Annotated in this window: 15 protein-coding genes; 6 read left to right on the top strand and 9 right to left on the bottom strand. The window is 59.0% G+C overall.

Going from position 1 to position 12,047, the window contains the following annotated elements; genetic code table 11:
• The first annotated feature begins 102 nt into the window (after positions 1-102).
• Together FBZ97_RS13540 and FBZ97_RS13535 are read left to right on the top strand one after the other, a co-directional pair.
• Entirely contained in the window at positions 103-690 is a 588-nt protein-coding gene (locus FBZ97_RS13540; RefSeq protein WP_145320695.1) for a DUF1214 domain-containing protein, read from the top strand.
• Positions 683-1,231, top strand: a complete 549-nt coding sequence (locus tag FBZ97_RS13535; protein WP_113330797.1) for a DUF1254 domain-containing protein — start codon at positions 683-685, stop codon at positions 1,229-1,231. Before FBZ97_RS13540 ends, FBZ97_RS13535 begins: the two co-directional genes overlap by 8 nt.
• A 180-nt stretch (positions 1,232-1,411) precedes the next feature.
• On the opposite strand, the gene FBZ97_RS34405 is transcribed toward FBZ97_RS13535, so the two are convergent.
• Entirely contained in the window at positions 1,412-1,579 is a 168-nt protein-coding gene (locus FBZ97_RS34405; RefSeq protein WP_167459816.1) for a hypothetical protein, read from the bottom strand.
• Positions 1,580-2,103: 524 nt separating this feature from the next.
• On the opposite strand from FBZ97_RS34405, the gene FBZ97_RS13530 reads away from it, so the two are divergent.
• Positions 2,104-2,310 (top strand): hypothetical protein, encoded by a 207-nt coding sequence (locus FBZ97_RS13530; protein ID WP_113330796.1) that lies wholly within the window; start codon positions 2,104-2,106, stop codon positions 2,308-2,310.
• 442 nt (positions 2,311-2,752) lie between these two features.
• Positions 2,753-3,757 carry a DUF2336 domain-containing protein gene (locus tag FBZ97_RS13525; RefSeq protein WP_186449496.1) on the top strand — a complete coding sequence of 335 codons (1,005 nt, stop codon included), beginning with the start codon at positions 2,753-2,755 and terminating at the stop codon, positions 3,755-3,757.
• Positions 3,758-3,764: 7 nt separating this feature from the next.
• On the opposite strand, the gene FBZ97_RS13520 is transcribed toward FBZ97_RS13525, so the two are convergent.
• The 3 genes from FBZ97_RS13520 to FBZ97_RS13510 form a co-directional block, all read right to left on the bottom strand.
• Complete coding sequence (locus tag FBZ97_RS13520; protein ID WP_145320966.1) at positions 3,765-4,124, bottom strand: DUF1491 family protein; 360 nt, start codon at positions 4,122-4,124, stop codon at positions 3,765-3,767.
• Positions 4,125-4,221: 97 nt separating this feature from the next.
• Positions 4,222-5,247, bottom strand: coding sequence for a peptidoglycan-binding domain-containing protein (locus tag FBZ97_RS13515; protein WP_145320699.1), 1,026 nt, complete (start codon positions 5,245-5,247; stop codon positions 4,222-4,224).
• Positions 5,219-6,772: an ATP-binding protein gene (locus tag FBZ97_RS13510; protein ID WP_145320968.1), complete on the bottom strand. Its 1,554-nt coding sequence runs from the start codon at positions 6,770-6,772 to the stop codon at positions 5,219-5,221. Before FBZ97_RS13510 ends, FBZ97_RS13515 begins: the two co-directional genes overlap by 29 nt.
• A gap of 453 nt (positions 6,773-7,225) precedes the next feature.
• On the opposite strand from FBZ97_RS13510, the gene FBZ97_RS13505 reads away from it, so the two are divergent.
• Entirely contained in the window at positions 7,226-7,690 is a 465-nt protein-coding gene (locus FBZ97_RS13505; RefSeq protein ID WP_145320701.1) for a DUF5330 domain-containing protein, read from the top strand.
• A 129-nt stretch (positions 7,691-7,819) separates the two neighbouring features.
• Positions 7,820-8,242, top strand: a complete 423-nt coding sequence (locus FBZ97_RS13500) for a SufE family protein (protein WP_092710230.1) — start codon at positions 7,820-7,822, stop codon at positions 8,240-8,242.
• A gap of 72 nt (positions 8,243-8,314) precedes the next feature.
• Here FBZ97_RS13500 and FBZ97_RS13495 read toward each other — a convergent pair whose 3' ends face one another.
• The 5 genes from FBZ97_RS13495 to FBZ97_RS13475 all read right to left on the bottom strand — a co-directional run bounded on the left by FBZ97_RS13495 (position 8,315) and on the right by FBZ97_RS13475 (position 12,046).
• Entirely contained in the window at positions 8,315-8,743 is a 429-nt protein-coding gene (locus FBZ97_RS13495) for a MucR family transcriptional regulator (RefSeq protein WP_069616071.1), read from the bottom strand.
• Between the two features lie 531 nt (positions 8,744-9,274).
• A complete protein-coding gene (gene mnhG / locus FBZ97_RS13490; protein WP_113330791.1) occupies positions 9,275-9,640 on the bottom strand; it encodes a monovalent cation/H(+) antiporter subunit G in 366 nt (121 codons plus the stop codon).
• Positions 9,640-10,017: a cation:proton antiporter gene (locus FBZ97_RS13485; protein ID WP_113330790.1), complete on the bottom strand. Its 378-nt coding sequence runs from the start codon at positions 10,015-10,017 to the stop codon at positions 9,640-9,642. The genes mnhG and FBZ97_RS13485 overlap by 1 nt, the downstream gene beginning before the upstream one ends.
• A complete protein-coding gene (locus tag FBZ97_RS13480; protein ID WP_113330789.1) occupies positions 10,014-10,487 on the bottom strand; it encodes a Na+/H+ antiporter subunit E in 474 nt (157 codons plus the stop codon). The genes FBZ97_RS13485 and FBZ97_RS13480 overlap by 4 nt, the downstream gene beginning before the upstream one ends.
• Entirely contained in the window at positions 10,484-12,046 is a 1,563-nt protein-coding gene (locus tag FBZ97_RS13475; protein WP_145320703.1) for a Na+/H+ antiporter subunit D, read from the bottom strand. The genes FBZ97_RS13480 and FBZ97_RS13475 overlap by 4 nt, the downstream gene beginning before the upstream one ends.
• Position 12,047: the final 1 nt, after the last annotated feature.

Genomic DNA, 12,047 nt, shown 5'->3' with positions numbered 1-12,047 from the left:
CGCAATTATTCTCAAGATAGCCGTAAATAGTGGCTTGCCCTTCCCCCTACAGCCAGAATCAGGAATAAATCGACACCGATTTGTCACGAGGACGATCCCAGGGTGTTCCGAGTTCCCCTTCTTGTTGCGCTTTCGCTTGTCATCGCCTTTGGCGGCGGTATCGTGTTCACGCTTCTGGCGTTGGATGCCACCTCCGGCTTCGGCGCGATCAAGCTTGGCGCCTGGCAGGCGTTCCCCGAAATGCAGACGGCGGATGCGGACCCTTATGCGAAATCGCATCGAGCACGCGCGGGGCGTTTGCTGTACGGCACAGCCGAGGGGCTGGTGTTTACCGCCTCCGACGATGACAGCAAAGCGCGCCTGACCGCAAATTGCACCTATCGCATCAGCGGCCAGACGCCGCCGGCAAGGCTTTGGACCCTCTTCATCGCCGGCAATGACGGCCGGCCGATCGAAGACGCTGCCGGTCGCCCTTCCACCATCAATTCCTGGGTGGTGCTGCGCAAGCCGGATTCGACCTTCAACATCATGGTTTCATCCAATCCCCAGGCGGGCAACTGGCTCGCCCTGCCGCCATCCGGCAATTTTCGGCTGGTATGGACGCTTCTGGATTCGCCGGCCGCCAGCAATTCCGGCCTGATCGATCTCGGCATGCCGAAACTCGAGAAGATCGGATGCGGCAATGTTTAGATTCGTCTTCGCGATCCTCACCGGCCTATTCGGCGCGGTGCTGCTGCATATCATCATCATTCTGTCGCTGCCGCATTTCTCCGACCGGGACGCCTATACGCGTGTATCGGACGAGGGTGACGAAAATCATTTCTATATGCTCGACAACAAGGATGACGATGCGGGGCTTTCCAATACCGATCCCTACATCCGCACGGCCGTCTGCGCCTTCGACATCGAGGATACGCCCGTTCATCTGACCGCGAAGGGCAAGGTGCCGTTCTGGTCGCTTGCCATCTATGACGCGGCATCCAATGAAGTGTTCAGCATGAGCGACCGTACGTCGGTCGGCGGAACGCTAGATTTGCTGCTTGCATCGCCTGTCCAGCTAACTGGCATACGCAAGGCACTGCCACCCGCGCTTGCCCAATCGATCCTGGTGGAAGTGCCGCGGGCTCAAGGCTATGCGGTGCTGCGCACCATGGCGCCGCAAGCAAGTTTCGACGATGCGGCGCAAGAATTTCTCTCCGAGGCCGGCTGTGACGAATTCGACAATGGCTGAGATCTTTTGGAGCTGAGATCTTAGGAGCTAAAATCTTTGGCTGAAAACCCCGGCTCCAGAATTGTACTGCGGGAAGCTGGCGGCTCGTGGCGAGTGGCGCCAGCAAGCGCTATTCGGCTGGATTGCAGCGACAACTGGCAGGCGCGAAAACTCGCCACGCACTCGCATATGTTGAAGCGCTTACTTTCCCTTTGCCCGCTTCGGGCCTGCCCCGGGGCGATGCGTTGGCGTATCAAGATGCTCGTAACGTACGCCGGTGAACAATAGTATCTTTGCCTCCACCGGTTCCTTCTGGGCGCGCGGCGGCAGGCGCAATCGCCAATCCGAAAGAGATATGATCTTTGCCATTCTCGTCTCCATTAACGTCTCGAGACGGATGAACCTGCGACTTGATTTCACCCTGCCCGCCACTGAAGCGGACTAACGCTCCCCTCCATTCCAGCCTTTGTTTTGGGCTTCAATGGAGGCATCCGCGCCTTCTCACGGCATTTCCCTTACACCGTGGCATGAGCACCGATTTTTCGGCTTCCATGCTGTCTGTACACTCGATCACATTCTGCCAATGGCTGCTTTCAATCGGAATTCAGACATATCGCAGTTAACAGAATGCTAATTCTCATCGCTCGTCATTCTCGGCATCACTCGTCATGCTCTATTAACGCCGTGACGGCGGCTTTGGTTTCATCGGCTGTTGAAAAATTGCGGAACGCGCCTTTGCCATGAAAACGAGCAATATCATGCTCTTAACTCAACAGACGATCCGGCGGGCACATGGAAAGCGCGAATACCACGTTGCAGAAAAGCGTCACACAAATATTATTTGCGCTCACGAAAAATTAACGTAATGTAAGGTCGTAATTCGAGGGCAATCAATGTTTGCGGCGGGCAGTTCCGTCTTTTCACCGGAGGACGTCACCGTCTTGCGCGATGCGCTGGATGGGTGGTGCCTGGAAAAGCGGATCGATATTAGAAGCACGGAAGCCCAGTTCGCGGCCACGGCGGCAATCGGCCTTTTTCAATCCGGCTACAACACCTCGGAAAAGCTGCTAGCGGCCTTGCGCGAGCATAAGGGCATCTGAAGAATCCCACCCGCATCAAGAAGCCGGATCTCCGCTTTTGCAGCGAGTGACATCGCTTTTGACTATCTCCACAACGGAAGCACCCATAGGTTGAATTTGCCTGTAAGCACCTATGCCCAGAAAGGTTTTCCACAGGTCCGCTTTCGCCCCAAACTGCCGTCCATGCGGACAAAATGCGGCTGCACTCCTCGCGCAAGCTTAACGCGCAATTTTTATTCGGATTTTAATAAAGTTTTCACGAACCATTAACCCTGCCGGCCTTAGTCTTTGGCGAAAGCCAGATAAGGACGACCGTGTCCATACCCGTTTCGACAGTCATCATCGAGGTCGCTCTCTTTATCGAAAGAGTCGTCCCGTTCGACTGGAGTGAAGCAAAGCGGAAGCCATGGTCGACCTTCGGGCTCCCTGCTTTTTTGTTCGGCGTATCAGTATGGGTGTTGGCGTGCGTGATCGGTTTAGAGACCTTGAAGAGCCTGCGACTGTCCGCAAGAAGGACGTGGTTCTGATGGCGACGATCACCAGCTTCGAAGGCATGGGCCATCCGTCCAAATCGGAACTTCGGCAATTTGCCGAGCTTTTCACCCCGGTTTTCCAGGCATCTTCGGACGAGGCGAAGCGGCAGGCGGTTGCCGCCCTCTCCCAATGTGAAACCGTGCCCCAGGCCGTTGCCCTGTTCATCGGCTGTCAGCCGATCGCCATCGCCGCTCCCTTCCTCACGAATTCGCAGGCGATCGACGACGATACACTCATCACCATCGCTCGCACGCAAGGGGCCGCTCATGCCCGCGCAATCGTCCGCCGCTCATCCCTTTCCCCCAAAGTCATAGACGCACTTGTCGGTCTGCATCAGGCCGAGCCGGAACGCGGCATGACAATGCAGGAGCAGCCAGCTGATGTAATTTCATCGCAGGCCGAGGCGGAAACCGAACGGCAGTCACGCGAAGAAATCCTGCGCCAGCAGATCAAACAGGCTGCGCGCCATCTCAACCGCGATGACAGCGACCGGCTCGGTCTGCGCAGCCTTAGCGAGACGCAGGAAGCGCTGCTCGTCCGCTTTGCGCGCGAGCGCGATGCGGTGCAATTCGCAACGACGCTCGCCGATGCCCTCTCCTCCAGCTACTGGCTTGCTGAACGCATCCTGCTCGACACTTCGGGGCAACAGCTCGCCGTCACGCTCGTCAGCCTCGGCATGGGCATCGCCGATGCCGTCTACTCGCTGGAGCGCTTCTATCCGCATCTGGCCGAACGACATGGCAGCGTCAGCCGGGCATGGCTGGTGCTCGATGATATCGACTCGGAAGAGAGCCAGGCGCGCGTCGAGGCATGGCGTCGCGCTGACAGCTATACCTATCTGCCGCAGGAAAAGCCGGCGCAGCGTCCTGCAGCGCCGTTGTTCGGGGCAAAATCAGGTCCTCTCCGCGAATTGCGTGTGGCAAACCGTCGATAACGACGGCTCAATCCAGCGGATTGGCGCGGAAACCGGCCAATGGGACGATATCGGTGATATCGTCCGTTTCCAGTTCGACGATCCATAAATCAGGATCGAATTTCAGCTCGCGATCAAGGGTTTCGCGGATTTCCTGCGGTTCCTTCCGCTCGATGCGGATCTCGAAGAGCCGCGTCCCGCTCTCCTCCTCATCGAACAGGCTCTGCGGTGCCGGCGCATAAAGGGTTTCCGATCCATCGCGGAAGCGTTGGCGGATGAAGATCGCGCCAGCCTGCTCCTCGCCCTTGTGCTCGACAGCGGCAAAATCCCCACGCGCAAACAAGCGGCGGACAAAGGCGGAAACAAAGATGTCGCTGCGCAATCTCATGCCCGAGCTATAGCGATGCATGCTCGCCAAGGCAATTGAAGCCGCCTGCAGCGCGTAGTCGCCACCAGGTTTGCGGCAGAGGCTTGTACCGCGGGCTTCAGAGCGCGCCGATATCCTGCAGCTTCTTGAGGACCGCCATATTCGGCTCGCCAGTTTCCGGCAGGCGATAGTGCTTCTGGAAGCGGCGGATCGCTGCCTTCGTCTGCTCACCGGCTACGCCGTCGATGCTGACATTGCTATAGGCGATATTGCTCAGACCCTTCTGGATCTGCATGACCATATGGACCTTGTTGACCGCATCGCTTGGAGTTGCTTTGGCCGCTACCGCGCCGGTCTTCAAGTTCTTTTCGGCATTCTGTATGGCGGCAGCAACCGGGTCGATCGCATCCGCCGTGGCGGAAACATTGACGGGGCGCTCTGCGGGGACGGCAGCCGTCGCATTCGCTCTGCCGCTAGCCGGCTGTGCAGCAGCGGCATTGCTGGCCTTGAGGGCGGCAAGAAGCTCCGGTGTCGGCGTACCGGTCTGTGGAAGACCAGACGCCTCCTGGAAGAAGAGGATGGCCGATGTCGTGCGCGATCCCGGCTTCCCATCGGCTGCGCCATCATAGAGGCCGTGACGGATGAGTTCAGCCTGTACATCGGCAATCAGTTTCGACGGCGCGCTGGACGATTGTGCCGCGACCTGGCCGGTTGACGACGGCGGGGCAAGATCGGCGGCCGAATCCTGTCTTTCTATCCGAAAGGTCGTTACATTGCCGGCATCGGCCTGTTGCGCGTGCAGGAAGGATTTGCGGCCGGGAATCTGGTATGGAGACGCGGGATCGCGGGTGCGCAATATGGGCGATGGATGTGCGCCCGTCTGATACCAGAGCGCGTTGGCGGTGACGAAACCGAAAACGCCGAAGAAGAGTGCGACACCGCCGGCAATGGCTGGATGACGGCCGACTGCACTGCCGATCAGAGCGGCGAGCGCGCCCGCACCGCGAAGGCCAAGGCCGCCCAGCGCGGTGCTGCCGCGCAGGCTCAGGCTGCCAAGGGCAACCGCACCACGGGAGGCCAGGCCGGGCTGCTTGCGCTTGCCCCTTCCTCTTCCCTTAGGCGATTTTCGCTTTTGCGGGGCCATTCATCAGTTCCTTGTTTCGCCCTTCATCTATCTCCATAGTATGTTTCAGGCGCGGCGGAAAATCGACAGGGCGATTAACATCCACAGGCTGCTGCATCGTTACGGCACCGGAGCCGTCGAATGGAATGAGGATGGTGATGACCGTACCCTCGCCCGGCGCGCTGGCAATCGAGAAGTTTCCGCCATGAAGGCCGACGAGGCCCTTGACGAGCGACAGACCGAGGCCGGTGCCGGCGTAACGGCGGGTGTAGTCGTTCTGGATCTGCACGAAGGGCTGGCCGAGCGATGCCAGCCGTTCGCTGGCAATGCCGATGCCCGTATCGCCGACCGACAGCTTCAACATGCCATCGGCCAAGGCCGCATCGATGGTGATCGCGCCGCCCGCATCGGTAAATTTGATGGCATTGCCGACGAGGTTGATGAGAATCTGCTGGATCGCCCGCTGGTCGGCGACGATCTCGCCGAGGCCGCGCTGGATGCGGCTTGTCAGCGTCAGTCCCTTTTCCTTCGCCTGCAGCCCGAGCATTGCTTCGCATGTCGCAATGGTGTCCTCAATCGCGAAGGATTCGAGCAGCAATTCATAGCGGCCAGCCTCGATCTTGCTCATGTCGAGCATGGTATTGACGACCGACAGAAGATGGGCACCCGACTGGCGGATCAGGCCGACATATTCGCGCTGGCGGTCATTTTCCAGCTTGCCGAAATACTCGCCGCTCAGAATATCGGAAAAGCCGAGGATGGCGTTAAGCGGGGTACGCAGCTCATGGCTGACGGCAGCGAGGAAGCGCGACTTGGCATCATTGGCCGATTCCGCCTCGGCCGCCTTGCGCGCCGCATCCTCGCGGAGCTGCTGGTCCTGAGAAATATCGCGCAACTGGCTGACGATTGCCGTCAGGCGCCCCTCGCCATCGCGGCGCGCGGTCAGCTCCATGCGCACATGGACGAACTGGTCATCACCGCCGACAACCGCCGAGCGTTCCAGGCGCAAATCGGCGCTATGGGCATCCCTTCCCTGGCGCAGTACATCGACCGCCTGCAGGAAGACGATTCTGTCTGAGACGTGGATCTGCTCGACGAAGCCACGCCCGACGGGGTCGCGCATCCAGCTCAGAAATTCCGCACGATCGCGACCACCGACTGTGGTCACATTGCCCTGGGGGTCGAGCAGCAGGACGAGGCCGAAGGCCGACTCCAGCATCAGATCGCGGTGCTCGACGACGACGGCCTCTGCCGGGTGCAGGGCAGGCCGCTGACGCGACAGCGCGATGCTGCCCACGGCCGAAAAGAGGAAGGCGGCGCATACCGTGGCCACACCGGCAGGCAGCGCCACGGCTGGGCTGGTAAGGAGGGAAAGACCGGCCGGAACGGCAAAGAGCGCGACGGAAGAAGCAAGCGCAAGCCGGCGCAGGATCGCCAATTCCTGCCCAGGGACTTCGCCATCCCCGCTCGTCCGGGAAAGCCAGCTTCGGCCTACCCGGTCCACGAGGGCTACAGCCCCGACAGAAATGTCACTCAATACGCGCACACTACAACCCGTCAAAACGGTCACTTATCGGACTGCACAATAGGCTCCGCCGACTTAAGGAAAGAATAAAGAAGGAACGCTCAGGACGGCCGAAAAGGGCTCAAAATCCCGTTTTGACGCAGAATGAAGGACCTTTGTTTTTTGTGGTTAACAGCGGGTAAGCAACGGATTTTATTCGTATTTCCGCCGCGCGTTAACTTTTGCGGCAAGGCTTGCATCCGCAAACCCCTGCATATCAGGCGGATAGGGCGAGACATGCTTAACAGCAATCGCTACAATTTGAACCAAATGCTGGTCAAAGCCGGAAAGCTAAAATTTGAATCAAAATTGCAGAAAATGCTGCCGAGTTTTGAAAAGCGCTGTTGTCCTCTGCCAGATAGGGTTCGAACCAGATCGGACGGGCAAGTCCGAATCGGCGATCGAGCCGAGCGACAGAGAGGATGGGGCTAGGCGATGTGGTTTCTGATTAGAGCAGGGTTCTGGTTTTCGCTGGTTCTCATGTTCCTGCCGATCTTTGCAAAGCCCGAGGGTGCGCCACGGCCGGTAGGTGAAGCGACGCTGCAGGTTTCCGATGCGATTTCGGCTGCATCGGGCGTCGTTCAATATGTCGGCGCCATGTGCAACGAGAAGCCGGATGTCTGTGCCAAGGGCGGCGAAACGCTGACGGCGCTCGGCTATCAGGTCGGCGACGGCGCTCGCGTCGCCTACGACATGCTCGGCCGTCACTTCAAGGATCAAGCCGCAAATCCGCAGGCAGCTGCCGCAACGGCTCACACGGGCACCGATCAGGTTGCCGCCATGGCGCAGCCGATGCCGGCCAAGCGCATCACGGGTACAGAAACGGCCGACGCCGTCGTTACCGGCACGGTCAAGCTGCCGTCCTCCATTCCGCTGCCGATACCGCGCCCACATATCTGACATTTCTTCCATTGGCCCCAACTTCAGCGCCGTCGACCCCCATGGTCGGTGGCGTTCTTTGTCGTCCTGGGTTCAAATCGGGCACCGTTTCGCCTATATCCAAGACAATGGACAATCTGGACTGCTGCAATGACACCGCTTGAGAAGATCATCGAAGACTTTTCCTTCCTGGACGAATGGGAGGATCGCTACCGCTTTGTGATCGAGCTCGGCAAGGCGCTGCCCGACCTGCCGGAGGAAAAGCGGACTCTGGAAAACAAGGTGCAGGGCTGTGCGAGCCAGGTCTGGCTCGTCACGCATGCATCTGGCGATCCGGACAATCCGATATTGACCTTTGAAGGTGATTCAGACGCGCATATCGTGCGGGGGCTGGTGGCGATCGTGCTAGCCACCTATTCCGGCAAGCCAGCTTCGGAAATCGCGGCTCTCGACGCACTCGATGTCTTCGGGAAGATCGGGCTGGTGGAACATCTGTCCTCGCAGCGCGCCAACGGATTGCGCTCGATGATCAAACGCATTCGCGAAGAGGCTCGTGTCAGGGCCGCGGCATAGGCCGCTCCTCCAGCCAACATGGGGATAACCCGGCCCAAAAGCCGGGTTATCTTTAAGGTCGTTATGGAACTCTCAGCGGCCGCGCTTGCGACGTTGGCCGAGGCCCATTTCCTTTGCCAGGCGCGAACGGGCTTCCGCATAGGCTGGCGCCACCATCGGATAATCGGCAGCGAGGTCCCACTTTTCGCGATATTCTTCCGGCGAAAGACCATGATGGGTCATGAGATGGCGCTTCAAAGACTTGAAGCTGCCGCCACATTCGAGGCAGGTGATCTGGTCATCCTGCACGGATTTGCGAACGGATACGGCCGGCTTCTGCTTTTCGACCACGGTTACGGCAGGTGCCGGAGCCGAGGTGCTGCTCAAGGCGGAATGTACGTCGGAAATCAAATTCGGAAGGTCGCTGACCGGTACGACATGGTTGCTGACATAGGCCGCAACAATGTCGGCAGTCAGTTCAACCAGTAACTCCTGCCCGTTGCCAAGGGCCGCATCTGTCATTGTGTTCTCCTGTTCATCGGCTTGCCTGCTGCGTCCGCGCCTCCGGAGAGCACGCAGGGCACAACGTTGCTATATATTTTGCGCTCGGCTACGGAAATCTGTCGATTTCGCTATGTCCCAGCGCCGAACAATCCGCACAAACGCATTGCTCGTATTCGTAGCAGTCACCAGCAAGAAAACGGTGGATAAAACCAAATTTCTTTCCGCATGAAATCCACCCCTAGACCTCACGTGAGAGAAAACCGCCCCTTGCCGCCTGACATCAGAATTAGCGACCGCGATAGCGATCTTTAATCACTTACCGGAAGAAAGTTTTGCTCAGCTTTTCATCAAAGAAAGATAAAAGCATCGAGAGCTTAAACCCGGTCGAGACTAACTCAACATCAGAACTCTACTTGAATCTGAATTAGCACTCTTTATCCAAATGTCCAGTTTTTAATCCCTACATTTCTTCGCAAAAAATTCATCTACTAAAAAACAGATAACTAATAACGCGAACAGCTATTCCTTTCTGAACAATTTCCACGTTTGTTAGCCCTTCTTTCTATACGCGCCTTTGGTGATCTGCTCCCTCGCCAGCAGTTCATCCCGCACGGAAGGCGGCGTCAGCCGATGTCCAGCCCTGTGTGCCGCCCTCGCGAGAAGATGCGCTGCGATCGGTGCCGTCAGCACGAAAAAGACGAAACCCGCCAATGCTCTTGCCAGGACAGATATGTCCTGCGAGTGGATACCGACTGCAAGTAGCAGCAGGCCGGAGCCGACCGTACCCGCCTTCGACGCCGCATGCATACGGCTGTAGAGATCGGGAAGACGCACGATGCCAATCGCTGCAATGAGCGAGAACAGCGCACCCGAAAGTAGAAGCACGGTTACTATGATAGCCCAAAGCAAATCCACTATCGCCCTTCCTTCTTCCGCCCGCGGTGCTTGCGCCTCTTTTTGCCTTCGGCTGCGGTATTCTCATCCGGTCCTGCGCCAGCCTGTTGCACGGCATCCGATTGCCCCTGTGTCAGGATGAACCGTGCGAAGGCGACGGTCGCCAGAAAGCCGACGAGACCGAGCGAGATGGCAATATCGATATAGAGCGTGAAACCCGTCTTGATGGCGATGATGGCGATGAAGCCGATGGCGATCGCCACCAGCATGTCGAGCGCGAGAACCCGGTCCGGCAAGGTCGGGCCGGCCACCACACGATAGACGGTCAACAGGAAGGCAATGCTCAGAATGCCCAGCGCCACCATCGCGGCGGCCGAAACGACGGACGCGGCCATCATCGGAAGGCCTCCATGATCCGGCGCTCGAAGCCATCGGCGATGCTGCGCCTGATGGCCTCCGGATCGGAGCAATCGAGCGCATGGACGTAAAGCGTCTTGCGATCATCGGAGACGTCGACGGACAGAGTTCCCGGCGTCAGCGTGATAAGATTGGCAAGCAGCGTGATTTCGAAATCGCGATCGACCGTCAAGGAAAAGGCGAAGATACCGGGCTTCACGTCCATCCTGGGGCTCATGACGGCGACGGCGACCGCCCAGACCGACTTGGCGAGCTCCCGGATGAACAGCAACAGCAATGCCAAAATACGGCGGACACGGCCAAGATAAAGCACGCCGCCATAGGACGAGCGGACGATCGCCAGCGCAATTGCCGCAAGGGCGAATCCGAAGACCAGATTGATGAAGGAAGCGCTGCCGGTGATGGCGACCCAGACGATGGAGAGCAGCAGGTTGAAGACGAACAGGATCATTGCGTGCCTCCTGCCGTGGGGAAGACCGAGCGCAGATAGGCCGACGGTTGCTCAAGGCCGGCAGCGGCGGCCTGCGTCAGGTGCAGGAGCCATTCCGGAAACAGGCCGAAGCCGACGACAAGCAGAGAAAGAGCAAGGAGCGGCAGCGCCGCCTGCCATGCAATCGGCTCCGCTTCAATCCCATCTGCCGCCGCCGGGCGCCAATAGGCCAGGAGAAATACCCGCCCGAACACGATTGTCGTCAGGAAACCGGCCAAAAGGATTGTTGCGGCAAGCCACCATGCGCCCGTCGCGAGCGCCGCCTTCACGAGCACGACTTTAGGCCAGAAGCCGGAAAAGGGCGGCAAGCCGCTGATGGCGAAGAACAGCACCAGCGAGATGCCGGCAAACCAGCCGTTGCGGCGATAGAGGCCACCGAGGGCGCTCAAGGAAAAGCTGCCGCCGAGCCGAGCCGCCTGCCCTGCGAGCAGGTAAAGTGCCGTCATCAGCACCATCGAATGCAGTGCATAGAAGATCGCGCCGCTGAGGCCGTCGGCACTGCCGAGAGCGACACCCGCAAGCATGGTTCCGATACCGGAGATGACGATATAGCCGAGCATGCGCCTGACATCGTTTGCCCCCAGCGCTCCGACGACGCCGACAAGCATGGTGGCAATAGCAACGACCGCGACGAGCGGACCAAGCTCCACCCGCTCGACAGGCAGTAGCATGACCAGAACCCGGATCAGCGCATAGACGCCGACCTTGGTCAGCAAGCCGGCAAAAATCGCCGAAACGGTGATGCGTGGCGTGTGATAGGAGGCCGGGAGCCAGAAATTGACCGGAAAGGCGGCAGCCTTCATGCCGAAGGCCAGCAGGAATAGGCCGGCCAGCGTCATCAGCGGTGCGTTGCTGTCACCCGCCCTCGCCTTCAGCGCGATATCGGCCATGTTGAGCGTGCCGAAGACGGCGTAGAGATAGCCCACGGAGACGAGAAAGAGCGTGGTGGCGATTAGGTTGAGGACAGCATATTTCAGCGCACCGTCGATCTGCTCAGGCTCCGAGCCAAGTATCAGCAGGCCAAAAGACGAGATCAGCAGCACCTCGAACCAGACGTAGAGGTTGAAGACATCGCCCGTCAGGAAGGCGCCGCTAACGCCGGCGAGCAGCAGCATCAGGAATGGAAAGAAGCCATATCGCCGACCACTCACCGTGATTTCGCCAAGAGAATAGAAACCCGCTGCGAGCGCAACCACCGCCGCCGTCAAAGCCATGAGCGCGCCAAAAATATCGACGGTGAAGGCGATGCCGAAGGGCGGCAGCCATCGCCCCATGACCATGGTCACGGCGCCGTCGCCGACGACCCGATAAAGCAAGGCAGCATCGATCAGCACCAATAGCACAAGGCCGGGAATGGCGATCGCGGCATGCCATTCGGTACGATTGCGCAGCATCAGAAGAAGCGCGCCGAGCCCGATACACAAGACGACCGGCAAAATGACGAGCCAATGTCCCATCGGTATCGGCGCTGCGACCAGCGCCTGGGAAAGATCAACTGCGGTATCCGTGGGTCCAGCCATG

This window comes from Rhizobium sp. ERR 942, assembly GCF_007828395.1.
In the GTDB taxonomy this organism is placed as follows: Bacteria; Pseudomonadota; Alphaproteobacteria; order Rhizobiales; family Rhizobiaceae; genus Rhizobium; species Rhizobium dioscoreae.
Note: the sequence above shows the minus strand (reverse complement) of the source record. Positions and strands in the feature narration are given on the sequence as shown.